This window comes from Variovorax boronicumulans (genome assembly GCF_009811375.1).
Lineage (GTDB): Bacteria > Pseudomonadota > Gammaproteobacteria > Burkholderiales > Burkholderiaceae_C > Variovorax > Variovorax boronicumulans.
In genome coordinates, this window is record NZ_BKDH01000001.1 from 2,290,160 (window position 1) to 2,316,031 (window position 25,872).

Genomic DNA, 25,872 nt, shown 5'->3' on the forward strand with positions numbered 1-25,872 from the left:
TGAGACGCCCCATTACAGGGTTTGACCACGCTCGTGCGTCTACCCCCATAAGAACGATCCCCACGTCATGACCCTCACGTCGCCACCGTCCGAAGAAGCCCTGCGCCTGCGACAGGACGTGCTGGACTGGTTCGTCCGCCGCCAGCGCACGCACTGGAGCGCGTCCGACGAGCGCGCGTTCCAGGCCTGGCTCGGCGCCGATGCGCGCCATGGCGAGGCGTTTCGCGAATGGGAGTCGCGCTGGCGCGCCTTCGACGCGATCGCGCCCGAGACGGTCGCGGGCTGGCGCAGCGGCTTCGAAGGCCACGCGCCCGCCGCACCCACGCGCCGCGGCTTCCTGAAGCCGGCTTTCGTGCTGGCTGCTTCCGGCATGGCGGTCGGTGCCGGCTACCTCGGCTGGCGCCATGTGCAGGCCCAGCCCGTGTTCGAACAGGCCTTCGCCACCCGGCGCGGCCAGCAGCTCGAAGCGCCGCTGCCCGACGGCTCCCGGCTGCGGCTGGACACCGCCACCCGCCTCGAAGTGCGCCTGTTCCGCGACCGCCGCGAGGTGACGCTGCTCGACGGGCAGGCGGTGTTCGCCGTGCAGTCCGATGCGAAACGCCCGTTCGACGTGCTGGCCGGTCCGCTGCGCGTGCGGGTGGTCGGCACGCGCTTTGCCGTGCGCCACACCCCCGGCATGCCGGGCGCCGATGGCACGCGGGTGTCGGTGGAAGAGGGCAAGGTGCGCGTGCTGCACCGGGCGCCGGATGCGACGAGCGAAGTCTTCCTGACCGCCGGCCGCCAGGTGGAAAGCGATGCGCAGGGCCGGTTCTCCGCCGTCTCGGCCGTGCCGCGCGACGGCATCGCGCCCTGGCGCGAGCACCGCCTGAGCTTCGTCGACACGCCGCTGGCCCGCGCGCTGGCCGAGCTGGAGCGCTACGGCAGCACCGGCCTGGTGGTGAACGACCCGGCCGTGGCGGCCCTGCGCCTGAGCGGCACCTTCGACCCGCGGGACGCGCGCACGCTGCGGCGCGCCCTGGCCAGCGCCTTGCCGGTGCGGCTGAAGGACACCGGCACGGTCGCGGAAATCCTGCCGGCCCCCTGAAACAAAAGAATCAAGAATTTCTCGCCGGCACTACGGGGATTCCGCCGGCTCGTGCGTCAGCCCAGATAGGAACCATTTGCATTCACTACCTGGAAGACGTTCGATGACGAAGCGCTTGAGAACAAAGATGACACCCGCGCCGCTGGCCCTGGCCGTTGCACTGGCCCTGGCGAACGCGCCCCTGATGGCTCGGGCGCAGGGCGCGCCCCAGCCGATCCACATCGCGGCCCAGCCGCTGGCCGAGGCGCTGAACGACTGGGCGCGCCAGACCCGCATCCAGCTGGTCGTGCAGCAGAGCCTGGTCGCGGGCAAGACCGCGCCCGCCATCTCGGGCAGCCTGACGGCCCGGCAGGCGCTCGACCGGCTGCTGGCCGGCAGCGGCCTGGCGGCCACGATGGAAGGCAATGCGGCGGTCATCAAGACCGCGCCCGCCACGGGCAACACCTCCACGCTGCCGGCGGTGACCGTCGTGGCCGACGGCGAGGAAAGCGCCACGGGCCGGGTGCAGGGCTACGTGGCCAAACGCAGCGCCACCGCCACCAAGACCGACACGCCGATCATCGAGACGCCGCAGTCGATCTCGGTGATCACGGCCGACCGCATCGAGGCGATCGGCGCCACCAACCTCAAGGACGCGCTGGGCTACACACCGGGCGTGTCGACCACCACCTACGGCGCCGATTCGCGCTACGACTGGATCTCGCTGCGCGGCTTCGACGCCTATTCGCCGGGCTTCTATCTCGATGGCCTGCCGCTGCGCAACAACAGCACCTGGGGCGTGTGGCGCACCGAGAACTACGGCGCCGAGCGCATCGAGCTGCTGCGCGGCCCGTCGTCGGTGCTGTACGGCATGAGCGGCCCTGGCGGGGTGGTGAACGTGGTCAGCAAGCGCCCGACGGCGGAGCCCGTGCGCGAGCTGCAGCTGCAGGTGGGCGACCACGCCCGCAAGCAGGTCGCGGGCGATTTCTCGGGCGCGCTCGATGCCGACGGCAAGCTGCTGTACCGCATCACCGGCCTCGTGCGCGACGCGCAACTGCCGGCGGGCAAGGAGGCCGACGACCGCATGTACATCGCGCCCGCGCTCACCTGGAAGCCGTCGGGCGACACCACGCTGACCTTGCTGTCGCAGTTCTCGCGCACGCGCGGCGGGGTCTACACGCGCGCGCGGCCGCAGATCGGCTCGCTTGATCCGACCGCGATCGGCACCACCATTCCCTCGAAACTCTTCGTCGGCGAGCCCGGCTTCGACCGCTTCGACCAGGACCAGCAGATGGTCGGCTACCAGTTCGAGCACCGCATCAACGACACCTTCACGGTGCGGCAGAACGCGCGCTACGCGCACCAGAAGCTCGACTACACGGGCACGCAGCTGAAGGGCTTCATGGCGCTGAACCCCGAGGTGCCGAACGACCCGCTCAACTTCCAGCAGATGTCGCGCAGCGTGTTCGGCAGCCGCGAGAACATCGGCGCGCTGGCACTGGACAACCAGCTGCAGGCCGACTTCCGCCTGGGCGAGACGCAGCACAAGGTGCTGGTCGGGCTGGACTACCAGCGCACGCGCATCGACCAGGTCACCTTCAGCGGCGGCAGCGCCTCGCCGCTGAACATCTATGCGCCGGTGTACGGCGGGCCGATCGAGCGGCCCGCGCCGTATTTCGACGGCGTCACGCGACTTGCGCAGACCGGCGTCTACCTGCAGGACCAGATCAAGTGGGGCGAGCGCTGGACGCTGACGCTGGGTGGGCGCTACGACACCGCCGACAGCACCGTGGACAGCCGCCTCGACGGCTCGCGCCAGCGCATGCGCGACCACAAGTTCACCAGCCGGGCCGGCCTGGTCTACCTGCACCCGAGCGGCTGGGCGCCGTACCTGAGCTACTCGGAGTCGTTCGCGCCCACGGCCACCATCGACCCGGCGTCGGGCGACCCGTTCAAGCCCGAAAGCGGCAAGCAGTACGAGGCGGGCGTGCGCTACCAGCCCACGGGCAGCAAGGCGATGTACAGCGCGGCCATCTTCGACCTGCGGCGCAAGAACTACATCAGCTACGACGGCGAGTTCATGCCCAAGCAGACGGGCGAGATTTCGGTGCGCGGGCTTGAGCTCGAGGCCACCGCCGAGATCGCTTCGCGCCTGAACCTCACGGCGTCGTACAGCTACACGCCGCGGGCCATCGTCACGGCAAGCGCCAACACGAGCGAGATCGGCAAGCAGGCCACGGCCGTGCCGCGCCACCGGCTGTCAGTGTGGGCGGACTACCGCTTCGCCGGCGGCGTGAAGGTGGGCCTGGGCGCGCGCTACACGGGCTCGAACTACGGCGACGGCGAGGCCGCGTGGCCGAGCAAGGTGCCGGCCTCGACGGTGTTCGATGCCATGCTCGGCTACGACATCGACCGCTGGAGCCTGGCGCTGAACCTGCGCAACCTGACCAACAAGACGTACTTCGCGAACTGCGGTTACCGCAACTGCTACTACGGCTACCCGCGCACGGCGACGGCCACGGCGACCTACCGCTGGTAGCTGCTTTCAGCGCGGTGCGCGCAGCAAATGCCGCCCCAGCGCCTCGAAGGCCGGCAGCGTGACCGGGTCGTTCGCGGCGTTGCCCGCGATCGGGTGCGAGGCGTAGCGCACGATCACCATCCCGGCCTTCGGGTCGATGTAGATGCGCTGGCCGTGCACGCCGCGCGCCATGTAGGCACCGTGGTCGTTGTGCGTCACCCACCACATGTTGCGGTAGCTCCAGCCCTGCAGCAGCGGGTAGCCGCCCTTGACGAAGGCGGCCTTGTCGCCGCCGCGGCGGATGTCTTCGACGGCAGCCTTGGGCACGATCTGCCGGCCTTTCACGCGGCCGTCGTTGCGCAGCATCTCGCCGAAGCGCGCGAGGTCGCGCAGGCCCGTGTTCAGGCCGCCGCCCGCGAAGGGCGTGCCGATGGAGTCGACGGTGAAGTAGGCGTCCTGCTCGGCGCCCAGGTGGCGCCAGATGCGCTCCGACAGCAGCTGCGCCACGGTGCGGCCGGTGGCGCGCGCGATCACCCAGCCCAGCACGTCGGAGTTGACGGTCTTGTAGCCGAAGCCCTCGCCATGCTTGCCTTCGGGTTGCACGGTCTGCAGGAACTCGTAGTAGCTGCGCGGGCCGGTGTAGTCCTTCGGCTTGGGCAGCGGGTTGCCGGCCTGCGCATGGGCCCAGACCTCGGCCTTCGGGTCGGCGTAGTCCTCGCTGAACTTCAGGCCCGTGGTCATGTCGAGCACCTGGCGCACGGTGGCGTTGCCGAAGGCCGATGTCGCCAGCTCGGGCACGTAGTGGGCCACCGGCTTGTTGGCGTCGAGCGTGCCTTGGGCCACCAGCATCGCGCCCAGCGTGCCGACCACCGACTTGGTGACCGACATGGCGCCGTGCTGGCCGTCGTCTTTCAGCACGCCGAAGTAGCGCTCGTAGACCACGCGCCCACGGTGCAGCACGAGGATGCCGTCGGTGTAGGTGGCGGCCAGCGAGGCGTCCCAGGTCATGGGCGTCTTCGCGTCGAGCGGTGTGAAGCTGAGCGTGTCGATGTCCTTGCGCAAGGCCTGGGGCAGGGCGGTGGGCGCACCGAGCCCGCGCGACACGTTCACGGTCGGCATCAGCTGGCGGAAATTCGACACGCTCCAGCGCATCGCCGGAAACTGGAAATAGCTGCCGTCGTCGAAACGCAGCGTGCGGTCGGGCGGTGGCGGCGAGCCGGTCATCCAGCCGAGCCGGGCGGGGTCGCTGGCGGCTGCGTCGGGGTAGGTGGCATCGGCTGCGCCGGCCGACATCGCCAGGGTGGTGAGCGCGGCGCTCAGCAAAGCGGGGGCGCCAAGGCGCGTTCTGGAAGGGGCGAACATGGCAGTTCCGAAGCGAAGGACCGGCCCATTGTGGCCCGCGGCCCCGCCTGCGAACTTCTCACTGACAGCCGCGGCGCAGGTTGACAATGCGCCGCTTCGGCTTTGATACTGAACCCTTCAGTTCATCATTCAACCCAAGGAGATTCCATGCAGAAGATCATTCCCTGCCTCTGGTTCGACGGCAATGGCGAGGAGGCGGTCAACTTCTACACCGCCATCTTTCCCAAGTCGCGCCTCACCGACACGTTGCTCTGGGGCGATGTGAATCCCGCCAAGAAGGGCAAGTTGCTCACGGCGACCTTCGAGCTCGACGGGCAGTCGTTCATGGTGCTCAACGGCGGGCCCGAGTACAAGATCACGCCGGCCATCTCGCTCATCGTGACCTGCGAGACGCAGGAGGAGGTCGACTATTACTGGGACAAGCTGCTCGAGGGCGGCGGCCAGCCCGTGCAGTGCGGCTGGCTCACCGACCGCTTCGGCGTGTCGTGGCAGGTCACGCCGATGCCGCTCATCCGCATGTTCCAGGACAAGGACGCGGCCAAGGCGGCCCGCGCGATGGCGGCCATGATGAAGATGATCAAGCTCGACATCGCCACGGTGAAGAAGGCCTTCGACGGGGAGTGACCCCCGCCGAGGCGCCGATCAGACCAGCCGGCCGATCGGCTTCTTGCGCCACACCAGGCGGTAGTACGCGGTCTGCAGCAGCAGCATCGCGCCGAAGGTCACCGGGTAGGCGACCCAGATCCCGTCCAGGCCCATGCCGAAGTGGCGGCTCATGAGCCAGGCCACCGGCACTTCGACGCCCAGGATGCAGACGATCGAGATCAGCGTCGGCACCAGCACCGAACCGCTGGCGCGCATGATCCCCGAGATCGCCGAGGCCATGCCGAACAGCACCAGGCTCCACAGCATGATGTGCAGCAGGTTCTGCGCGATCTCGATCACCGGCGCGCTGGTGATGAAGAAGCCCATCAGCGGGCGCGAGAACAGGTAGCCCAGCAGCACCAGCCCGCCCGTGAGCACGAGGTTCATGCCCAGCGCGGTCTGCACGATGGCGCCGAGCCGGTTGGCGCGGCCCGCGCCGATGGCCTGCGCGCCGAGGATCGACGTGGTGATGGCGATCGAGATGGCCGGGAACTGCACGTAGGCCACCACCTGGTTCACCGCGCCGTAGGCGGCCGTGGCGTTGGAGCCGTAGCTGTTGACCATCGACAGCAGCACCACTTCGGCCAGCGCCACCACGATCATCTGCACGCCGGTGGGCACGCCGATCTTCAGCACCGCCTTCAGCAGCTGCGGCTGGATGCGCAGGCAGCGCACGAACTCCGCGTCGGGGGCGAGCGGGCTCTTTTTCTGGCGCAGCCGGAAGCCCAGCCACGTGGTCGCGACCGCGAACGACAGCACCGAGGCCCACGCGCCGGCCGCCACGCCCAGTTGCGGCAGCCCGCCCCAGCCGCGGATGAGCGCGGGCGTGACCACCAGGCCGATGGCCGTGGAAATCAGCAGCGTCAGCAGCGGCGTGATGGTGTCGCCCACGCCGCGCAGCATGGCGGTGGCCAGCAGGAACAGGAACACGCCGGGCATCGCGATCAGCATGATGCGGGCGTAGCGCGTGGAGTCGGCCAGCACGTCGGGCGGCGTGCCCAGCATGGCCAGCATCGGCGTGGTGAAGAGGCCCCCGAACACCGCGATCGCCAGCCCCAGCAGCAGGCCCACCGTGAGCGTGGTGCCCGCCACTGCCTTGGCCTTGGCCGCGTCGCGCGCGCCCCAGGCCTGGCCGATGAGCACCGAGGCGCCCGCGCCCAGGCCGATGATGAAGGCGATGAAGAAGAACATCACCGGGAAGAAGCTCGAGACCGCCGCCAGCGCGCTCACGCCGAGCATCTGCCCGACGTAGACGTTGTTGATGGTGCCGGAGAGCGACTGCAGGATGTTGCTGAGCAACATCGGCGCCAGGAAGAACAGGAACACCTTCCACAGCGGACGCGGCGCACCCACCGGCGCCACGGGCACGCCGCGCAGTCCGCTCGGGTTGCCGGGGCTGGTGGAGGTGGTGCTGCTGCTGTCGGGCGCCGCGCTCATGCAGCACCCCAGCCACCGGCCGACAGCTTGTGCAGGTGCACGCGCAGGTCGGTGGGCCAGGGTTCCACGAGGTCGCTGAAGCGCTGATGCTCGCCCGCGAACAGCGCGCGCGTGGCTTCCTCGAAGCCGGGCAGGTTGCCCGCGATGGCGGTCATGAAGCGGTAGGTGGCTTCGCGCGCGGCGCGCACCGTGTCGCGGTCGGCGTGCACATGACGCGCGTCGTCGACCAGCTTGCGCAGCGCCACCGAGGCGCCGCCCGGCTGGCGGCCGAGCCAGTCCCAGTGGCGTGGCAGCAGCGTGACTTCGCGCGCCACCACGCCCAGGCGCGGACGGCCGACGCCGCGCGGCGCGTCTTCGTGTTTCTCGGCTTCGAGCGCGGAGGTCTCGATGGCCTTCGGGTCGCGCAGGTCGACATCGAGCTGCTCGCCGGTCTGGTCGTCGAACACGAGGCAGGTGGCGGCGTCGCCGCGCTCGCGCAGTTGCGTGAGCACCTGGGCCTTGGTGCCGGCGGCGACGCGCTGGAAGCCGGCAAACGCAGTGAATGTGGTCGGTAGTTCGTCGGGTGACATGCAAATTCTTTTTGGGTTGTCGATCCGGGCGGAACGAAACGAGGTTCGTAATCTACCCGCAGGACGGTTCAGGCGTGCGGCGTGTCGTGATCGCACAGCACCCGCAGCGCGGCATGCAGGTCTGGCAGGCGTTGCGGGTCCAGCGATTTCACGGCATCGACGCAGATCGCTTCGACGGTGGTGATGGCGGCTTGCATCAACTTCTTTCCGCCGCTGCGAATATTCGCATGGCGCTGGGGGTCATCATCGGGTCCCGTCGTGCGCTCGGCCAGGCCGGTCTTTTCGAGCAGCACCATCTTGCGGATGAGCGCCGACATTGGCAACCCCAGCGTGTGCGCCAGCTCGGCCATCGGCATGGCGCCGTTGCCGGTACGCAGCAACAGGTGGAGCAGGGTGAAGTCGTCGTAGTCCAAGCCGTGGAAGGCGCCCAGGTCTTCGTTGAGTTTCAGGCTCAGGCTGGCGTGGGCGCGGCCGAGGTCGAGGCAGAAGCCCAGTGCGTCGGTGCTCATGGGGTGTTGTAGCCCTTGTCGCCAGTGCATTGCAGTTCCTCGCGCCAGAGTTCAAGCAGCTTTTCCAGCTCCGCCGCGCGGTCGAAGGCGGGGTCGTCGCGCTCCTTCACCCGGTCGATCACCTCGAAGCCGAAGTGCGTCGCGCCCTGCGCCACCCAGTCGCGCTGCAATACCTTGTTGCGGTGCGAGCGCAGGTTCAGCTCGAAGCGGGCGCGGTTCATGGCGCCTTCGACGTCGAGGCTGCCGGCCACGTAGACGCGGCCGTCCATCAGGTTGCGGATGACGAAGACGCCAGCGGGGCGTACGCTGTCCTTGTATTGCTTGACGAGGGTACGCCTGGTGTGGGGAGATGGATTCATCTCCAAATATTACCCGGGCAAAATATAAAACACAATACACCCGGGTAAAAATAGATTCACTCGGCGCGCAGCCGATGCCAGCCGCGCAGCACCCGCCGGTGCACCGCCCGCACGATGCGCCAGGGACGGCTTTCGCGCACGCGTGTCAGCACTTGGTCTTTCCAGCCTTTCCAGCGCGGGTACCAGCGGGCGAACCAGGCCAGGCGCATCAGCGAGCCCTCGACCAGCTGGAAGATCCGCGCGACCACCGCCGTGCCCGCGAGCTTGGCCAGCAGCAGCACAGCCATGCCGCTGAACGCGTGGCCGCGGCCGAACAGGAACAGCGCCAGCAGCTTCACCGGAAAGAGCAGCAGCATCGGCACGAAGAACGCCAGCAGCGCGCCCCAGGGCGGCAGCGCGCGCAGCAGGTTCTCGAGCCGCGCCCAGAAGGGCAGGCGCGCCAGCCGCGCGACCAGCGCTGCGAGCGGGGCCCAGCCCCATTCCTCGAACAGCAGCACCGGCACGAGGATCGTGGTGGCAACGGCGCGAAACAGGGCGCGCAAGGCGCGCACGAGGGGGTTGTGCATGCGCGAAGGGTATCCGCACATGGCCGCGCGCCGCCGGGACCTTGCAGACCCGGCGGCGCATCGTTCGAAAAAGCGGCGTCTGCGCGCCTGTCTATTTGCGGCCGACGCTGCTGTCTTCCGCGGGCCGGAAGAACAGGTATTCGCCCCGGCCCAGTTCGGGCGTCACTTCGTAGCCGCTGCACCGCGTGACGTTGCACTGGATGATCACCACGCGTGGCCAGATGGTGGCCGAGGTCGGGAACCCCGGCATGTACTGCGGCACGTGCCAGACGCCGTAGTCGCCCACCGGCTCGGCGTTCTCCGTGCCGCTGGCGTTCTGCAGGCCGCTGCCCATGGGCATCCGCTCGATGCGGATGATCGGCGTGGCGGCCACCGACGCCGTCGCCACGCAACAGGCGGCCAGCCAGAGAGGAACGGTCCTGGTGTTCATGGTGATGGACTCCAGAACCGGCCTCATTGCGCGTCGGCCGGTGCCGAAGCCACCTCGTCAGCCGGCAGGCGGCGCGTGATGCGCGCTTCCAGGATGTCCGGCTGCGGGGCCACGGCGCTCGCCATGACCGGGGCCGGCTCCGCCGCAGGTGCCGCGGCTTCCTCGGCGGGCGCTGCGGCCACGGGGGCCGGTGCCACTTCCGGCGCAGACACCGGGACGGCGGTCGCGGCCGGCGCGGGTTGCGGCGCCGGCTGTTCCTGCACCGGGGCTGCCATGGGCATCGCCTCGACCAGCGTGGCCGGTGCGGCGGGCTGCTGCACCGCCACGACCGGCGCGGGCGCCGGGGCCGGCGCCAACGCGACAGGCGCCGCTGGTGCCACGGGCGCCACCGGCTGGGGCACGGCCACCGCCACGGGGGCCGGCGCAGGCGCCGGTGCCGCGGCCACGGGCGCCGCCGGACGTGCCGCCACGGGCGCGCCGGCCGACGAGGCCTGCGGTCCGAACGCGCTCACGCGCTCTTCGGCGGTCATCGACTGCGGGCACTTCGAGCCGGTCATCTCCAGGGCCGCCTGGGCCGCCGGGTCCATGCAGTCCATGGCCAGCGACGCTGCCTTCATGCCCTTGTTCCAGAGCTCGCGGCTCATCTTCAGGCGCTTGCAGTGTTCGTCCGTCCAGGTGGTGCCGAAGCTCAGCCCGACCCCGGCGCCGTTGGCGCTGGCGCTGGTGCTGCCCATGCAGGTGTCATTGCTGGTCGTCAGGTTCGGGCCGCTCACGGAGGGCACGTTCTTGACGGTGTAGCTGCCACGGTAGTCGACGGTGCTGGTCGTCGCGCCCGTGTTGTTGATGTTCTGTGTGCTGTTGCTGTCCACCGTGGCCCGGGAGGTGACTTCCGAGGGGGCGGAGCTGTTGAAATTCACCGCCTGGGTGTTGCCCTGGGCGTTGGTGGTGGCTGAACTCTGCGACTGGTTGTTGGCGCCACCCGCCGTGGTCTGCGCCAAGGCGCCGGCGGACAGGCCCAGCAAGGTCAGGGCAATCAATGTTTTCATTTTTTCGACTCCTTTGGGAAGCAGGGGAGGGGCGTGCCCCTCCCCGTTTCTGGTCCAACAACCGATGGTCCGGATCGCTCAGGGAGCGTTGGCCGTTGCGCCGGAGATCGCGCCGCCGGCGGTGCCGCCACCGTTGCTGAAGCCCGCTGCGTTGCCCACGGCGAAGTTGATGACGCCCGTGGAACCGCCGGTCGAGCCCGACGTGGCCGAGGTCGTCGTGCCGTTGACGATGCCGTTGACCGCGCCCGAATTGGCGCTGAAGCCGGCCGTCGTGCCCGAGGTGCGCGTCACCACGGCCAGACCGCCGCCAGGACCTGCAGCGGTGGCTGCGGTGTTGTTGGTGGTGGAGCCGGCTGCGCCGCCTGCAGAGCCGCTCACGGGGTTGGCACCGCCGCCGGCGTAGTTCGCATTGGCGCTCGAGGTCGCATTGGCCTGTGCATTCGCACCGCCTGCAGCCACGCCGTTGCCGGTCGTTGCTGCCACGCTGGTCACGCGTCCTTGCGTGGTGGCCGAGCCGCTGGCGGTGGCGCCGCCGACACGCAGGAAGGCGTTGCCTGCTGCGCCACCCGCCGCGTTGGCCGTGGCCGACGAGGTGGAGCTGGCTGCGTTGTAGCTCAGTGCGCTGCCCGTTCCGGAGCTGGCGGCGACCGAGCCTGCCGAGCTGGAGGAGCCGGTCGTGGTGTTGGTGACGGCGAGCGCCACGCTGCTGCCGGTTGCGGTCCCGATGCCAGCCACGAGAACCACTGCCATGGCGATAAGAGTCTTCTTCATGATGCTTCCTCGATAGTGTTGAAACGAACCCGATCGCCGGGGAATCCGGCCATCAGCGACGGTCAGCGAGCACGGATTGAATGGATTCCGTTGCGACCGGGATGCAGTTTCAGCGGGGGGAAGGGATCGAAAAATGCCTCAGGCTGGGTAGTGCAAGGCTATGGCGAAAGCAATGTCCGAGGGCGTTTTGGGCGTTGGCAGAGAGCCGGTTCTAGGCCCTGTTCCCCTCGTGGGAACTATCACTTTGGTTCACAATCTGGCAATATTGCAACCGAAAGAAACCAAGGTAATCAAAAAAGCCGATAGCCGGAAAAAGAGTAGAAATCGATTAACTTTTGTTCACGAAGTCGCGACTTTTATCTGTGACAAGGGGGCTTAAATGGAAAACGATCTCGACATTTCATTGACCGATGTCGGTGGTGGCGCTAGGAAATTCTCCAATCCCGGCCAGTTCGGTGGGCTGCTGGCTCCCTCGGCGGATACCCTGCCGTGGCCGGACTACCTCACGGGCCAGGAAACCAAGCCTGTTCGTGTCTTGCTCGTCGACGACGACCCCTTTGTCCGCCGTGTCATCGCCCAGGAACTGCTGGGCGATCTGCGCATCCAGCTCGAAGGCCAGGCCGGCTCCCTGCGCGAGGGACGGCGCCTCTTGATGCAGCATGAATTCGATGTGCTCATGGTCGACATCCGCCTCGGAGACGGCAGCGGATTCGAGCTCATCGAAGAGGCCAAGAAACACCGCAGCGCCGCCGAGATCATCGTCATTTCCGCGCTGGAAGACGAGCCCCAGGTGCTGCACGCCTTCGAGCTCGGCGCCTCGGGTTACCTGGTGAAGAACGCCTGGTTCCAGAGCTATGCCCAGGCCGTGTTGCAGGTGGTGAATGGCGGGGCTGCTATCACCCCCCGGCTGGCGCGGCGGCTGCTCGTTCACCTGGACCACCAGCGCGCCAATCCGAGCCCGGTGCGCCCGCCGGACAGCAAGGCGACCCTGTCGGCACGGGAGCGCGAAGTGTTGCGACTTGTAGCCACGGGATATGTGACGGAAGAGATCGCTCTGCAGCTCACCATCAGTGCCCAGACGGTTAACGCGCACGTCAAGAACATCTACCGCAAGCTGCACGCCCACACCCGCGCGCAGGCCGTGAGTTTCGCCTCGCACCGGGGGCTGCTCTAGGGCGCGCTTCGGGCGCGCCGCGTTCGCAGCGGAGCCACCCATGCCCGCGCCGGCGCCCCCGCTCCCGCCGTATTTCCTGGAGGACCAGTTCGTGTGGCTTTCCATCGCCGCGTGGTGCGTGCTCCTGATCTGGCTGTGGCCGCGCGCCTCGCGCCGGCGGATGCTGCTGTGGGTGGGGCTTGCGTTTGCGCTGCACCTGACGCCGGTGGTGGGGCAGGTGATTCGTGCGACCTCGGCGATCACCACACTGGGTACCGAGGTGCCGGCCGCCTTCTGGGCCCTGCAGGGGGTGAACGTCGCCGTGCTCTGCATGATCGTGGCCACCTGGTATTTCACGCGGCGCCGCCTCGTACGCTACCGCCAGGCGCAGGCCGTGCTCGCCGAGCGCCGCCGCATCGCCAGCGACCTGCATGACGGCGTCGGCTCGCGGCTGGTGGCGCTCATGGCCAGCTACGACCCGCGCTCCGCCGACGCCCGCGAGCTGTCGATGGCCCTGCAGGCCTGTCTGCTGGAACTGCAGATGACGGTCGACTCCCTCGACGACCAGGCCGACACCAGCATCGGCGAACGCCTGGGGCATTTGCGTTACCGGCTGCAACCGGCGTTCGACCGGCTGGGCATCACGCTCGTGTGGAACGTGCAGGACGTGGTGGTGACGCCGCCGCTGTCGCCCGAGGCCGCGATGCAGTTGTGCCGTATCGCGCAGGAGGCCTTGTCGAACGTGCTGCGCCATTCGCAGGCCACCCGCGTGGAAGTGCGCTTTGGCCCGCGCGAACGCTCGCACGGACTGGTGCTCGAGGTGCTGGACGACGGGCGCGGCCTGGGTGCGGCGGCCGGCGAATTCGGGGGCAAGGGCCTGCGCAGCATGCGCGAGCGCGCCGAGGCGCTGCACGGCGAGCTGGCCGTCATGGACGCGGCGCCGCACGGGCTGCGCATCCGGCTCGTGATGCCCGGTGAAGTGCTGCCGCCGACGGCGGTCGTGGCAGAGGTCGAGAGCACGTTGTAACCATCGCGTCGCGGTGGCCGGCGGGCGGTGTCTTCGCCTATGGCAAACTTCCGCGCTTTGCCAGGGACGCGCTCAAGACATGCAGAAAATCATTCGCCAGCTCGCCGTTGAAATCAAGGTCGGCGAGCACCAGGTGAAGGCCGCCGTCGAACTGCTCGACGAAGGCGCCACGGTTCCGTTCATTGCCCGCTATCGCAAGGAAGTCACGGGCGGCCTCGACGACATCCAGCTGCGCGAACTGGAAGCCCGGCTGTCTTACCTGCGCGAACTCGAAGACCGCCGCGTGGCGGTGCTCAAGGCCATCGACGAGCAGGGCAAGCTGACCCCCGAGCTGCGCGCCGCGATCGAATTCGCGCCCACCAAGCAGGAACTCGAAGACCTGTACCTGCCGTTCAAGCAGAAGCGCCGCACCAAGGGCCAGATCGCCCGCGAATTCGGCATCGAGCCGCTGGCCGACAAGCTGCTGGCCGACCCCACGCTCGACCCCGCCGCCGAAGCCCAGGCCTTCCTGCAGCCCGCCACCACACTGGACGACGGCAAGCCGGGCCCCGATTTCTCGACCGTGCCGCTCGTGCTCGACGGCGTGCGCGACATCCTGTCCGAGCGCTGGGCCGAAGACGCCGTGCTGGTGCAGGGCCTGCGCGAATGGCTCTGGAACGAAGGCCTGCTCAAGTCCAGCCTGATGAGCGGCAAGGACGAAAACAACGCCGACATCGCCAAGTTCCGCGACTACTTCGACTACGACGAGCCCATCGGCCGCGTGCCCTCGCACCGCGCCCTGGCCGTGTTCCGCGGCCGTGCGCTCGAAGTGCTCGACGCCAAGCTCGTGCTGCCCGTCGAACCCGAGCCGGGCAAGCCCAGCATCGCCGAAGGCAAGATCGCGCTGCACCTGGGCTGGAGCCACGCGGGCCGCCCGGCCGACGACCTGCTGCGCAAGTGCGTGGCCTGGACCTGGCGCGTGAAGCTGGCCCTGTCCACCGAGCGCGACCTGTTCACCCGCCTGCGCGAAGACGCCGAAAAAGTCGCCATCAAGGTGTTCGCCGACAACCTGCGCGACCTGCTGCTGGCCGCACCCGCCGGCCGCCGCGTCGTGATGGGCCTGGACCCCGGCATCCGCACCGGCGTGAAGGTGGCCGTGGTCGATTCGACCGGCAAGCTGGTCGAAACCGCCACCGTGTTCCCGCACGAGCCACGCAAGGACTGGGAAGGCTCGCTGCACACCCTCGGCAAGCTCTGCGCCAAGCACGGCGTGAACCTCATCGCCATCGGCAACGGCACCGCCAGCCGCGAGACCGACAAGCTGGCCGGCGACCTCATCAAGCTGCTGGCCAAGATGGCCGCGCAGGCCGGTGCGCCCGAGATGACGGTCGACAAGGTCGTGGTCAGCGAAGCCGGTGCCTCGGTGTATTCCGCCAGCGAATTCGCCTCGCAGGAAATGCCCGATGTCGACGTGAGCCTGCGCGGTGCCGCCTCCATCGCACGCCGCCTGCAGGACCCGCTGGCCGAGCTCGTGAAGATCGACCCCAAGAGCATCGGCGTGGGCCAGTACCAGCACGACGTGAACCAGAGCGAACTCGCACGCACCCTGCAGACCGTGGTCGAAGACTGCGTGAACTCGGTGGGTGTCGACCTGAACACTGCGAGCGTGCCGCTGCTCAGCCGCGTGTCCGGCCTGTCGGCCAGCGTGGCCAAGGCTGTGGTGCGCTGGCGCGAAGCCAACGGTGCGTTCTCCACCCGCAAGCAGCTGCTCGACGTGACCGGCTTCGGCCCCAAGGCCTTCGAGCAGAGTGCCGGTTTCCTGCGCATCCGCGACGGCGCCGACCCGCTGGACATCACCGGCGTGCACCCCGAAACCTATCCGCTGGTCGAGCAGATCATCGTCAAGACCGGCAAGCCCATCGCCGAGCTGATGGGGCGCGCCGACATGCTCAAGACGCTCAAGCCCGAGCTGTTCGCCAACGAGAAGTTCGGCGTCATCACGGTCAAGGACATTCTGGGCGAACTCGAGAAGCCCGGCCGTGACCCGCGCCCCGACTTCAAGGTGGCGCGCTTCAACGACGGCGTGGACGACATCTCCGACCTCACCGAGGGCATGATCCTCGAAGGCACCGTGAGCAACGTGGCCCAGTTCGGCGCCTTTGTCGACCTCGGCGTGCACCAGGACGGCCTGGTCCACGTGAGCCAGCTGAGCCACAAGTTCGTCAACGATGCACGCGAAGTCGTCAAGACCGGCGACATCGTCAAGGTCAAGGTGATGGAGGTCGACGTGGCCCGCAAGCGCATCGGCCTGTCGATGAAGCTCGACGCCGCGCCCGCACGCCGCGACGGCCCGCGCGACAACCGCTTCGAAGGCGCAGGGCGCGGCCAGCAGCAAGGCCGGCGCGACAACTCGCCGCAGCCGGCGGGGCAGATGGCGAGTGCGTTTGCCAAGTTGCAGGGGTTGCGCAAGTAAGCAGCCCGCGGACCGCACGTTTCTTGCAATCACCGTCGGCATGAAAGCCCTGCGCATCTACGCCGGCCCCGTGGCCCGCCAGCACATCGAGCAGCACGGCCTGCGTCCGCAGGACGTGCGCACCGTCCCCGGCGCGGCGGGCGGGCCCAAGGGGCTGATCCTCGGGCCGCTCGATCGCTTCATCTTCGGGCGCTGGCTCACGCAGTCGAGCCAGCCGGTGGACCTGGTGGGCGCGTCGATCGGGGCGTGGCGGCTGGCCACGGCGTGCCTGTCGGACCCCGAGGCGGCCTTCGGGCGCTTCGAGCACGACTATGTGCGCCAGCAGTTCGAAGTGCCGCCGGGCCAGAAGCGGCTCAGTCCGCACCAGCTCAGCGAACGCTTCGCGGAAAGCCTCGACACCTTCTACGGCGGACGCATCGGCGAGGTGCTGGGCCATGCGCGCTACCGGCTGCATGTGGTGACCTCGCGCGGGCGCCACATCCTGGGGCGCGAGGGCAGGGCGCGCACGCCGGTCGGCTACCTGGGCGCCTTCGCGAGCAACAGCCTGCACCGCAAGAGCCTGGGCGCCTGGCTGGAGCGCTGCGTGTTCTCCACGCCCGGCGCGGCCTTGCCTTTCGGCACGACCGACTTCCGCACGCGCCAGCACGCGCTGAGCGAGGCCAACTTCAATCGCGTGCTGCAGGCCTCGTGCTCCATTCCGTTCCTGCTGGCGGCGGTGCACGACATTCCGGGCGCGCCGCGCGGCGCCTACTGGGACGGCGGCATCACCGACTACCACCTGCACCTGGACTACCGAACTGCCCATGACGGGGCCGACGAAGGCATCGTGCTGTACCCGCATTTCCAGCAGGCCGTGGTGCCGGGCTGGCTCGACAAGGGGCTGCGCTGGCGCCACAAGTCGACGCGCTTTCTCGACCGCATGGTGGTGCTGGCGCCGAACCCCGAATGGGTGAAGACGCTGCCGCACGGCAAGCTGCCCGACCGCAAGGACTTCATCCGCTTCGCGAACGACGCGCAGGCGCGCATCGCGGCCTGGGGCCAGGCCACGCGCGAGGCGACGCGCCTGTCGGAGGAGTTCGAAGCCTGGCTCGGCGACGACGGGCGCTCGCGCGACATCCTGCCGCTCTGAGCCCAGCTTGTCCCGTCGGGGACAAACCCTGAGCGCCGGCGCAGGAGCGCGCTTCGAGAATGGTCCGATCCATGCCATCCGAAGGGTTCCCGACCATGCCGCACGCCACGCTCTCCCGCCGCCGTTTTTCTCTTGCCACCGCGGCCGCCGCTGCCAGCCTGGCCGCACCGTCTTTCGCGCAGAGCGCCTGGCCGAGCAAGCCGATCCGCATCGTCGTGCCTTACACGCCGGGCGGCTTCACCGACCAGATGGCGCGGCTGGTGCAGGCAGGCCTGCAGACGCGTCTCGGCCAGCCCGTGGTGATCGACAACAAGCCCGGTGCCAACAGCCTGATCGGCGTCGATGCCGTGGCCAAGGCCGCACCCGACGGCAGCACCTTCGGCGTCGTCATCGCGGCCTACACGGCCAACACCACGCTGTACCCCAAGCTGCCCTACGACCCGCGCAAGGACCTCGTGGGCGTGTCGCTGATGGGGGTGTCGCCGCTGCTGGCCGCCGTCAACAACGACGCGCCGTTCAAGACCGCGCGCGAGCTCATCGACTACGCACGCAAGCACCCCGGCAAGGTGAGCTTCGGCTCGTCGGGCAACGGCTCGGCCGCGCACCTCACGAGCGAACTGTGGAAGTCGCTCACGCAGACCTACATGATCCACATCCCGTACCGTGGCGCGGTGCCCGCGCTGACCGACCTGATGGGTGGGCAGATCCAGCTGTTCTTCGACGCGCCCACGGGCCTCATCAACCAGGGCAAGGCCGGGAAGGTGCGGCTGATCGGCGTGGCCGGCGACAAGCGCCTGCCGGCCGTGCCCGATGTGCCGACCTTCATCGAGCAGGGCTTCGCGGGTTTCACCGGCAGCACCTGGGCCGGCATGCTGGCGCCGGCGGGCACGCCGCGCGAGATCGTCAAGCGCATGTCGGAAGAGGTGGCGCGCATCATCAAGAGCGACGAGACGCGCGCCAAGCTCGATGCCATGGGCACCTTCCCGGCGGGCAGCACGCCCGAGGAGTTCGACGCCTTCATCGCCTCCGAGACCACCAAGTGGGGCAAGGTGATCCGCACGGCGGGCGTCAAGCTCGACTGAGCCTCCAGTGCTGTTTCAGGGCGCCAGCACCAGCACCTTGAATTGGCTGGGCACGATGCGCATGCCCACGATGTTGCAGCGGTTCTGCACCGCCAGGCTGGTCATGCGCGTGCAGGGCGTTCCCTTGAGCAGCACCGTGAAGGCGCCGGTGATGTGGCGCGACGGCCCCATCACCGTCTGCGACACCACGCCCATCAGCACGCCGGCGTTGTCGCCATTGGTGATCGGCGTGGTGGTCGCCATGTTGTGCACGGGCGTGCCACCGTACAGGATGTTCCAGGCGTTGGGCAGGGCCGTGGGCCCGAGTGCGATGTTGGGGTAGGGCACGGGCAGTGCGGGCGGTGTCTTGCAGACATCGGGAAACGCGAGGTCCATTCCCATCATCTGTGCGTTGGCGAACATGGTTCAGGCTCCTTGTCGGTATCAACCCATGTGGATCTGTTCGGCGTCGACCTTCACCAGCGCCTGGCTGGTGACGAAGGTGTTCCTGGCGTGCAGCCGCAGGCTTTGCGCCGCCTGCATGTCGATCTGGCCCGCACGCACCTGTTCGACCTCTTCGGTGAGACGAAAGCTCGAGCGCGTGAGCAGGCTCAGGCGGTCGAGCACGGTCTCGAGCGTGCGGCCCACGAAGCGGGCGACCAGCGTGGTCACGCGCACCTCGGCGCCGCGGTAGGCCATGTCGGTGATGTCCACCGTGGCCTTGTCGGCCTGAAGTGCGAACGAGGAGGCCTGCAGCGCGATGCCGCCGCGCCGCGAGCGGATCGTGAGGTCGCCCTCGGCCACGAGCTGCGACTGGCTGGGGTCTGCCTGCGTGATGACGGCGATCAGGAACAGCTGCTCGCGCTGCGGCCCGGCCACGAGCACGACGTCGCCCACGGCGGGTTGCAGCAGGCAGCTCGCGGCGCGCGGGCAATGCCAGGGCGCGCCGCCCGGCTGTGGTTCGACGACGAAGCGGCCGTCGGGCAGCGATTGCACGACGGTGCCGAGCGCGCTGCCGGTCCAGGCCGGTGCGGCTTGCGCAGGCAGCGGCTTGCGCAGCAGTGCGTGCATCTCGGCCTCGGGCGTAACCGATGGCGGCGAAGCAGCTTCGCGAAGGACTCGTTGGTTCATGGGGGGGTGTCCTGTGGATCGGGCGGCAGTGGCCGGCCGAAGGTGTCGCGGCCGGCGCGCTGCGGGCGGCTCGCACGGGCGGCAGAAAAGCGCTCGGCCTCGAACAGCGCCGGGTCGCTGTCGAGCACGCCGAGGCGGTCGCTCCAGCGCACGCCGGTCTCGATCGCGCGGTGCATCTGGGTGCGGTGGAAGGTGGCGCCGCGCAGGTCGGCATCGGCGAGGTCGGCGTACGAGAAATCCGCGTACACGAGGTGGCAGCGGGCGAATGCGGTGCGGCGGCAGCTCGCGCGGTGGAACACGCACTGTTCGAGCCGCGCGTCCGACAGGTCGGCGTCGTCGAGCCGGGCACCGACCCACAGGCTCTGGTCGAAGTGCCCACCGCGCGCGTCCACCCAGCACAGGTCGGCTTCGGGGAACAGGCACTGCGGCGCCTGCACGCCCGACAGCACCGCGCCTGCGAGCTTCGCGCCCTTGAAATTGCACTGGCTCAGGCGCGCGCCGGCGAAGTTGCAGCCCGTGAGGTCGGCATCGATGAACTGGCACAGATGAAACGACTGAGCCGAGAAGTCCTGCCCCGCGAGGTCGGCCTCGCCGAAGATCACGTTGTGGAAGCTCGCACCCTTGAAGCGTGTGCCGCGCAGCGCCGCGCGGTAGAAGACGGTGGTGTTCAGCGCCGTGTCGTCGAAGCGCGTGCCGTCGAGGCGGCATTCGCCGAACACCGACTTCGTGAGGTCCGCGCGCTCGAAGCCCGCGCCGTCGAGCGTGCTCTGGTGGAAGGTGGCCTGACCCGCCTGCGCCGCGCTCATGTCGACGCCGCGCAGGTCGGCCTCGGAGAAGACGGCGTGGGCCATCGCTGCAGACTGCAGGCGCGCGCGGGCCAGGGCGCAGCGGTGGAAGGCGGCATGTTGCAGGTCGGCGCTGTCGAGCACCGCGTCGTCGAAGCGGCAGCTGTCGAACACCGATTCGCCCAGCCGCGCGCCGCGCAGGTTCGCTCGGCGGAAGTCGCAGGCGCCGAAGCTGCCGCCGCGCAGGTCCATGCCGTCGAAGTCCATGCCCTGGAAGTCCTGGTCCTGGAGGTGGTCGCCGCCGCGGAGCTTCGCTGCCAGCTCGGCCGGCGTCATCGCACCGGGTCCGCGGCGCGGCGCGGGAGGGTCTTGGCCTGTTCGAGGTGCGCGCCGTGCGTGTCGGTCACGCTGTCGATCAGGGTCTGCGAGACGTCGGCGCGGAACAGGTTGGCCTCGCGCAGGTCGGTGCACACCAGGCGGGCTTTCTGCAGGCTGGCATGCATGAGGTTGGCGCCGCGCAGCGAGGCCTGCGTGAAGTCGGCGCGGATGAAAAGGCTTTCGGGCGCATCGCAGCCGCTGAGGTCGGCGCCCGTGAGGCTGCAGGCCGACAGGTCGCAGGTGTCGAGCGTGGCACGCACGAAGCGCGCGCCGTCCAGCGGCATCTCGCGCAGGCCGCATTGCACCAGCGTCGCGTCTTCGAAGTCCATGGTGCGCAGGCTGCTGGTGCCGACGAAGCAGGTGGTGTGCAGGGCCGCGCCGCGAAAGACGATGCCGGTGTCACCCGGCGTGTGGGCCCAGGCGCAGGCTTCGAGCCGGGCCGCGCTGAAGTCGAGCCGCTCGGCGATGCACGAGATCAGCCCGACCTTGTGGAGCACGGCGTTGCGAAAGCTGCAGTCCTGCAGGCGGGTCTGTTCGAGGAAGGTCACGTAGGAAAGGTGCGCTGCATCGAAACGGCAGTGGTCGACCTGCAGGCCGAGCACCGTCAGGTGTTCCAGCGAGGCGTGGGAGAAGTCGCAATGGTCGAAGTGCGTCTGCTCGAGCGTGGTGTGGTGCAACTGCGCCCCGGTGAACACGGTGCGGACGCAATGGGCCAGGCTGAGGTTCGCGCGGTGCAGCACGCAGCCCGCGAGCGAGGCCCGCGAAAGGCGCGCACGCACGAGCACGGCCTCGGTGGCATCCGCGCCATCGAGCCGGGCGCCTTCGAGGTTCGCGTGTTCGAGCAGCGTGCGGTGCAGGCGCGCGCCGCGCAGGTCCATGCCCGACAGGTCGGCGCCCGTGAGGTCCATCTCCGACAGGTCGCGCGTGGTGGCCATCACGTCCTGCACGCGCTGGCGCGCTTCGGTGGCGCGTTCGCCTTCGAGCACGTCGGCCGGCGACTGGTGCTGCGCGCCCATCCGGTACATGTCGATCAGCCCGCGCTGGCCTTTCTCGACGACCTCCGCGAAGGCCTGCTGCTGCGCAGGAGGCAACGCGGACGTTCCCGTGGCGGCGGCGATGCCGAACATGCCCTGCAGCACGGTCTGCGCGTCGAAGGCGGGCGGGCCTTTGGTCGTGGTGCGGTCGATGCCCGAGACCAACTCTGCGGAGTCGAAGCCGACCTGGCGTGACTCGGCCGCATTGCGCTGACCCGCACGCTCCAGCTCGCGCCGCCCGTCGTCGAGCGCCTTGCGCTGGTCCTGCGTGAAGCGCCGCGTGCGCTCGACGAACTCGGGCAGCTCGGCGAGCGTCGGCATCTTGCGGAAAGGCTCTGGCAGCGGCCGTTCGCGCAGCAGGCGCGGATCGTGGCCGGCCTCGCGCGCCTGCTGCATCAGATCCGCGCGGAGCCGGTCGCCGCGCTCGCGCATGTTGCGAACCAACGCGGATTCCTCACCGTCGTCCAGCGTGTCGAGCCACGGACCAATGGCCTGCGCGGGCAGCAGCTCGTCGTCGCGGGCGGCATGCAGCGCGCCGGTCTCGGGATCGCAGCGGCGCTGGAGGAGGGCGAAGTAGTGCGCCAGCGGGCGCGGTGCATCGCCCGCGTCTTCGATGGCGGGCATCATATGGGTCACGTCGTCGGCGTCGTCCTCCACGATGTCGATCTCGCCGTGGTGGATCAGCGCCACCTGCGCGCGGTGCGGAAAGAACCACGCCGTGGTGAGGCGCATGGGCACCTCGTCGAACTGCTCCGGCTCGCGGCCGGGCCCGCTTCGGCGCGCGATGAAGGCGCGCGCACGCCAGTCGGGCAGGCGCCCGCGCTGCACCGGCTGCGTAGGGTGCATGTGCCAGATCTCGTAGGGCGTGCCGCCGGGGATGTGGTCGCGCGCGGGCCAGCGCTGCTGCGGCGGCGCGGCGTTGAAGAAGCGCCAGTCCATGTCCTCCGAAAAACCGGGGAACAGATGCTCGCGCCAGTGGCCGTCGTACTGCCGGCCGATCAGGCGCATGCGGCTGGGCCGGGTCAGCTCGATCGGGCCGAAACCGGCGGGCTCGGTCTCGCGGTCGGGCCGGTCGATGCGCTGCTGCGGGTCTTCGATGTTCGGCAGGCGCTGCACCTGCAGGCCGTTGACCGACTCGTGGGCGTGGCCGATGCCCTGCGGGTTCTCGGCAAAGCCGGGGCCGCCGTAGGCGCGCGTGGCGTCGAGCCGCATCGATTCGAAGGGCTGCGGCGCGGTGGAACGGCCGTCGAGCCAGAAGCGGTCGCCGAACACCAGCAGATGGCGCGAAAGCTCACCCACGCGCATCGCGACGGCGCAGGCGGTCTTGTCGTCCTGATGGTGCGTGTAGGCGTGGCCGGTGGCCAGGAATTCGGCGTGGGGTTTGGGAATGCCCAGGTCGATGGCGCCCGTGGGACCGAGCTCTTCGGCGGCGATCTTCCAGAACTCCGGCTCGGGCAGCAGCACGGGCGCGGCGTCCATCGACACCATGCCCATCAGCGTGACGCCCAGGCGTTGCTGGCGGCCCCGCAGGAAGGGGCGTGTGATGACGCTCAGCCGCAGCGGCTTGACGGTTTTCAATGGGGGTCAGCTCCGTGCGGGCGCCACTTCGAGCGGCGTGCGCTGCCGGTCGACCGACACCACATCGGGATGCGCAGGGTCCTGGACCAGGTGCAGGGTCGCGCCCGGCACCGCGAGGCGGGGCAGCAGCAGCTCGTCGACCAGCGTGCGCAGCACCACGCTCGGCACCGGGGACGACGGCGGCATCTGCAGCGTGAATTCGAGCGCGACCATGCACTGGCCATGGCTGCCCGGGCTGGTGAGCTGGTGTTCGGAGCGCCGCACCTGCGCCACCACGCCGTGCGTGACCACGCCGGCAAGGCCCAGGCGTTCGCCGATGCGCCGCTCCTGCGTGTACTTGCGCTGCTCGCGCGTGGCCGTGACGACCACCGCGACGCCGGCCAGCAGCGCCCCGCCCATCATCACGGCGAAGACGCTCCAGAGGACCTGTTCCCAGACAGCCATCGGTCGGTCGATCGGCTCAGACCTTGACGGTCATCGCCTTGGCGGCGAAGGCCAGGCCGCCGCTGGCGATCTTCATGCCGATGTTCGCGACCTTGAGCATCTTTCCCTCGATCTCGGTGGCCGAGTTCTGCGAGCGGAACACCGCCACGTCGAGCCGGATGCCCGAGAACTGCGATTTGAGGATGTAGTTCTGCTGGCGCAGCCCCCACAGGTCGAGCGCCAGCCCGACCGCCGAGAAACGCGCCCCCACGCCGCCCGCGCGGTACCAGCGCCAGTCGTTGCTCTTGGCGTAGTTGTTGATGTAGGTCTTCGAGTTGTTCGTGTAGTCGTTCGTGATGTTCTTGTAGGTGTTGGACGTCGTGTTGTAGACGTTGGTGTTGATCACGTGCTGCGTCGTGTTGTGGATGTGGTTCGTGGTGTTGAAGGTCACGTCCGGCGAGGTATGCACCGTGGGGCCGGTCACCGTGGTGTTCGACGGACCGTTCACATGCACGGTGTTCGACGTGTTGATGGTGTCGTTGCGGCCCGCGCTCACGAAGCGGATTTCCTGCCCGTCGATGGTGCCGTTGAAGCCGCCGCTGATGGCGAGCGTCACGCCGCCGGAGATGGTGTCGTTCAGCCCGCCGCTGAGCGTGCGCGTCTTGCCGCCTGTGATGCGCTGCGTCACGCCGCCGCTCACGGTTTCGCTGAAGCCGCCGGTCACGTCGCGCGTGTCGCCGCCGGTGATGGTCTCCGTCGCGCCGGCGGTGATGTCGCGCGTCTCGCCGTCCTGGTAGGTGGCCGACTCGTGGCCCTTGATGAGGGTGGTGCGGGTGCCGTCGGTGGTGTGGGTCTCGTCGGCTTCCACTTCGACGTCGAAGTTGCGCTCGGCGTGCAGCAGGATCTGCTCGGCACCCGTGCGGTCCTCGAAGCGCAGCATGTTGGCCTGGTTGGCCGCGCCGCCAGTGCTGGAGCGCGTGAGGATGCCGCTGGCCGTGGCGTTGGCGGGCAGCTCCCACGGCGGCATCTGGTCGCTGTTGTAGACGCGGCCGGTGATGATGGGGCGGTCGGGCTGGCCACCGATGAAATCGACGATCACTTCCTGGCCCACGCGCGGCATGTGCATGGTGCCGTAGTTGGCGCCGGCCCAGTTGCTCGATACGCGCACCCAGCACGAGCTGTTCTCGTCCGACTGGCCGTAGCGGTCCCAGCGGAACTGCAGCTTCACGCGGCCGAAGCGGTCGGTCCAGATCTCTTCGGGGCCGACCACGGTGGCGGTCTGCGGGCCGTTGGTGCGCGGTCGCGGCGTGGTGCGCGCGGGGCGGTAGGGCACGGCCGAGGGCAGCACGGTGAAGTCGAACTCGCACACCGACTCGCTGCTGCCGCCGCTCGAGTACTCGGGCTCGCGCAGGTCGTAGCGCGTCTCGGTGACGAGGTACTCGCGGTTGTCGGCCTCGCGCGGGCAGTGCGTCATCTCGAACAGGTGGCCCGGCGCCATGCCCACCACGTTGGTGTGGCCCGAGGCCAGCTCGTGCGCGCACTGCAGCTCCTGCAGGCGGATCTTCGCGTAGGCGTCGCCTTGCTGGTGCTCGCTGTAGCCGCCGAGCCATTCATAGACTTCGTAGGTCGCGTGGTCGTGGCCCTTGGGGTCTTGCTGCACGCTTTGCAGCGAGGCGCGCGACTTGCGAAAGTCGAAGTCGTCGAGCATCACGCGGCCCGAGGTGATCTGCTCGGCCACGCGCCAGCGGTCGATGCAGGGCTCCAGCGCATTCACCACGCGGTCGCGCGGGCGGTAGGGAATGCGGGCCTGGCCCGGCAGCGGGTGGTAGCCGCCCGTGTCGTCGGCCAGCACCAGCAGGTGCGAGCCGTTGCCGTGCTCGAAGTGGTAAGCGATGCCTTCGTGCTCCATGAGGCGGCTCACGAAGGCGAAGTCGCTCTCCTGGTACTGCACGCAATACTCCCAGGGGCGATAGCTGCCCGTGAGGCGCTTCTCGAACTGGAAGCCGTACTTGCTCAGCACCGCGTCGAGCACCTCGGGCACGCTCTGGTTCTGGAAGATGCGGCAGTCGGTGGTGCGCGTGAGGTACCACAGCCACGGCTGCACGAGCGCGCGGTAGATGTAGTGGCGGCCGGTCTCGTTGGCGCGCCCGACCAGCTCGAAGCGCACCACCGTGCCGTTGAGGTGGCGCGTTGCGCGGTCGTCGGCAATGGCCAGCGTGAGCGAGGTGCCGAGCAGGCGCTTCAGGTCGAGGTTGAAGCTGGTGCTGACCATGTCGACCTCGAACTCGAAGAGTTGCGAGAGTCCTTCGTGCCCCCGCATCGCGCGGAACTTGAGCTGCTCGGCACTCAGGACGGTATGGACTTGGACGGTACGCGGCATTCGACACTTCCCTGACCCCTCGGGCTTTCACGGATGCGAAGCCTCTGCAGATGGGGCCAGGCCAGT

23 protein-coding genes are annotated in these 25,872 nt (G+C 68.9%); 8 read left to right on the plus strand and 15 right to left on the minus strand.

All coding sequences use genetic code 11. From position 1 onward, the window contains the following. Positions 1 to 67 precede the first annotated feature (67 nt). Entirely contained in the window at positions 68 to 1,084 is a 1,017-nt protein-coding gene (locus VHAB30_RS10435) for a FecR family protein (RefSeq protein WP_159276990.1), read from the plus strand. 103 nt (positions 1,085 to 1,187) lie between these two features. Next, positions 1,188 to 3,602 carry a TonB-dependent siderophore receptor gene (locus tag VHAB30_RS10440; protein WP_159276991.1) on the plus strand — a complete coding sequence of 805 codons (2,415 nt, stop codon included), beginning with the start codon at positions 1,188 to 1,190 and terminating at the stop codon, positions 3,600 to 3,602. A 6-nt stretch (positions 3,603 to 3,608) separates the two neighbouring features. Here the strand turns inward: VHAB30_RS10440 and VHAB30_RS10445 are convergent, their stop codons facing one another. Further along, on the minus strand, positions 3,609 to 4,874 hold the full coding sequence (locus VHAB30_RS10445) for a serine hydrolase domain-containing protein (protein WP_216850740.1): 1,266 nt from the start codon (positions 4,872 to 4,874) through the stop codon (positions 3,609 to 3,611). Positions 4,875 to 5,090: 216 nt separating this feature from the next. Between VHAB30_RS10445 and VHAB30_RS10450 the strand changes: the two genes are divergently transcribed. Further along, positions 5,091 to 5,567, plus strand: coding sequence for a VOC family protein (locus VHAB30_RS10450; protein ID WP_062480220.1), 477 nt, complete (start codon positions 5,091 to 5,093; stop codon positions 5,565 to 5,567). Positions 5,568 to 5,585: 18 nt separating this feature from the next. Here the strand turns inward: VHAB30_RS10450 and VHAB30_RS10455 are convergent, their stop codons facing one another. The 8 genes from VHAB30_RS10455 to VHAB30_RS10490 form a co-directional block, all read right to left on the minus strand. Then, a complete protein-coding gene (locus VHAB30_RS10455) occupies positions 5,586 to 7,025 on the minus strand; it encodes an MATE family efflux transporter (protein ID WP_070060636.1) in 1,440 nt (479 codons plus the stop codon). Then, a complete protein-coding gene (locus VHAB30_RS10460; RefSeq protein ID WP_070060635.1) occupies positions 7,022 to 7,594 on the minus strand; it encodes a DUF2239 family protein in 573 nt (190 codons plus the stop codon). The genes VHAB30_RS10455 and VHAB30_RS10460 overlap by 4 nt, the downstream gene beginning before the upstream one ends. 68 nt (positions 7,595 to 7,662) lie before the next feature. Beyond that, a complete protein-coding gene (locus tag VHAB30_RS10465) occupies positions 7,663 to 8,103 on the minus strand; it encodes a MarR family winged helix-turn-helix transcriptional regulator (RefSeq protein ID WP_159276993.1) in 441 nt (146 codons plus the stop codon). After that, positions 8,100 to 8,462 carry a GIY-YIG nuclease family protein gene (locus VHAB30_RS10470; protein WP_159276994.1) on the minus strand — a complete coding sequence of 121 codons (363 nt, stop codon included), beginning with the start codon at positions 8,460 to 8,462 and terminating at the stop codon, positions 8,100 to 8,102. Before VHAB30_RS10470 ends, VHAB30_RS10465 begins: the two co-directional genes overlap by 4 nt. A gap of 56 nt (positions 8,463 to 8,518) precedes the next feature. Then, positions 8,519 to 9,028, minus strand: coding sequence for a hypothetical protein (locus VHAB30_RS10475; RefSeq protein ID WP_095745288.1), 510 nt, complete (start codon positions 9,026 to 9,028; stop codon positions 8,519 to 8,521). A gap of 91 nt (positions 9,029 to 9,119) precedes the next feature. Next, the gene (locus tag VHAB30_RS10480; protein ID WP_062480212.1) at positions 9,120 to 9,458 is read right to left on the minus strand and encodes a hypothetical protein; all 339 of its coding nucleotides are present in this window, start codon (positions 9,456 to 9,458) and stop codon (positions 9,120 to 9,122) included. A 23-nt stretch (positions 9,459 to 9,481) separates the two neighbouring features. Continuing rightward, a complete protein-coding gene (locus VHAB30_RS31115) occupies positions 9,482 to 10,504 on the minus strand; it encodes a hypothetical protein (RefSeq protein WP_235926574.1) in 1,023 nt (340 codons plus the stop codon). A 78-nt stretch (positions 10,505 to 10,582) separates the two neighbouring features. Beyond that, the gene (locus VHAB30_RS10490) at positions 10,583 to 11,275 is read right to left on the minus strand and encodes a hypothetical protein (RefSeq protein WP_062472930.1); all 693 of its coding nucleotides are present in this window, start codon (positions 11,273 to 11,275) and stop codon (positions 10,583 to 10,585) included. A gap of 379 nt (positions 11,276 to 11,654) precedes the next feature. On the opposite strand from VHAB30_RS10490, the gene VHAB30_RS10495 reads away from it, so the two are divergent. From VHAB30_RS10495 to VHAB30_RS10515, 5 genes are all read left to right on the plus strand, one after another. Further along, a complete protein-coding gene (locus VHAB30_RS10495) occupies positions 11,655 to 12,449 on the plus strand; it encodes a LuxR C-terminal-related transcriptional regulator (protein WP_062472928.1) in 795 nt (264 codons plus the stop codon). A gap of 91 nt (positions 12,450 to 12,540) precedes the next feature. Next, the gene (locus VHAB30_RS10500) at positions 12,541 to 13,455 is read left to right on the plus strand and encodes a sensor histidine kinase (RefSeq protein WP_235926576.1); all 915 of its coding nucleotides are present in this window, start codon (positions 12,541 to 12,543) and stop codon (positions 13,453 to 13,455) included. Positions 13,456 to 13,534: 79 nt separating this feature from the next. Then, complete coding sequence (locus VHAB30_RS10505; protein WP_159276996.1) at positions 13,535 to 15,907, plus strand: Tex family protein; 2,373 nt, start codon at positions 13,535 to 13,537, stop codon at positions 15,905 to 15,907. 40 nt (positions 15,908 to 15,947) lie between these two features. Beyond that, positions 15,948 to 17,036 (plus strand): patatin-like phospholipase domain-containing protein, encoded by a 1,089-nt coding sequence (locus tag VHAB30_RS10510; RefSeq protein WP_159276997.1) that lies wholly within the window; start codon positions 15,948 to 15,950, stop codon positions 17,034 to 17,036. 95 nt (positions 17,037 to 17,131) lie between these two features. Next, positions 17,132 to 18,118, plus strand: coding sequence for a tripartite tricarboxylate transporter substrate binding protein (locus VHAB30_RS10515; RefSeq protein ID WP_159272713.1), 987 nt, complete (start codon positions 17,132 to 17,134; stop codon positions 18,116 to 18,118). Between the two features lie 15 nt (positions 18,119 to 18,133). On the opposite strand, the gene VHAB30_RS10520 is transcribed toward VHAB30_RS10515, so the two are convergent. Genes VHAB30_RS10520 through VHAB30_RS10545 form a run of 6 tightly spaced genes read right to left on the minus strand, consistent with a single transcriptional unit; the run spans position 18,134 to position 25,806 of the window. Continuing rightward, complete coding sequence (locus VHAB30_RS10520; RefSeq protein WP_056580973.1) at positions 18,134 to 18,520, minus strand: DUF4150 domain-containing protein; 387 nt, start codon at positions 18,518 to 18,520, stop codon at positions 18,134 to 18,136. Positions 18,521 to 18,541: 21 nt separating this feature from the next. Next, entirely contained in the window at positions 18,542 to 19,228 is a 687-nt protein-coding gene (locus VHAB30_RS10525) for a DUF3540 domain-containing protein (RefSeq protein WP_159276998.1), read from the minus strand. Beyond that, a complete protein-coding gene (locus tag VHAB30_RS10530; protein ID WP_159276999.1) occupies positions 19,225 to 20,349 on the minus strand; it encodes a pentapeptide repeat-containing protein in 1,125 nt (374 codons plus the stop codon). The genes VHAB30_RS10525 and VHAB30_RS10530 overlap by 4 nt, the downstream gene beginning before the upstream one ends. Continuing rightward, positions 20,346 to 23,003, minus strand: a complete 2,658-nt coding sequence (locus tag VHAB30_RS10535) for a DUF2169 family type VI secretion system accessory protein (RefSeq protein ID WP_159277000.1) — start codon at positions 23,001 to 23,003, stop codon at positions 20,346 to 20,348. Before VHAB30_RS10535 ends, VHAB30_RS10530 begins: the two co-directional genes overlap by 4 nt. 6 nt (positions 23,004 to 23,009) lie before the next feature. Next, complete coding sequence (locus VHAB30_RS10540) at positions 23,010 to 23,447, minus strand: hypothetical protein (protein ID WP_159277001.1); 438 nt, start codon at positions 23,445 to 23,447, stop codon at positions 23,010 to 23,012. Positions 23,448 to 23,463: 16 nt separating this feature from the next. After that, positions 23,464 to 25,806, minus strand: a complete 2,343-nt coding sequence (locus tag VHAB30_RS10545) for a type VI secretion system Vgr family protein (protein WP_159277002.1) — start codon at positions 25,804 to 25,806, stop codon at positions 23,464 to 23,466. Between the last annotated feature and the right edge of the window lie 66 nt (positions 25,807 to 25,872).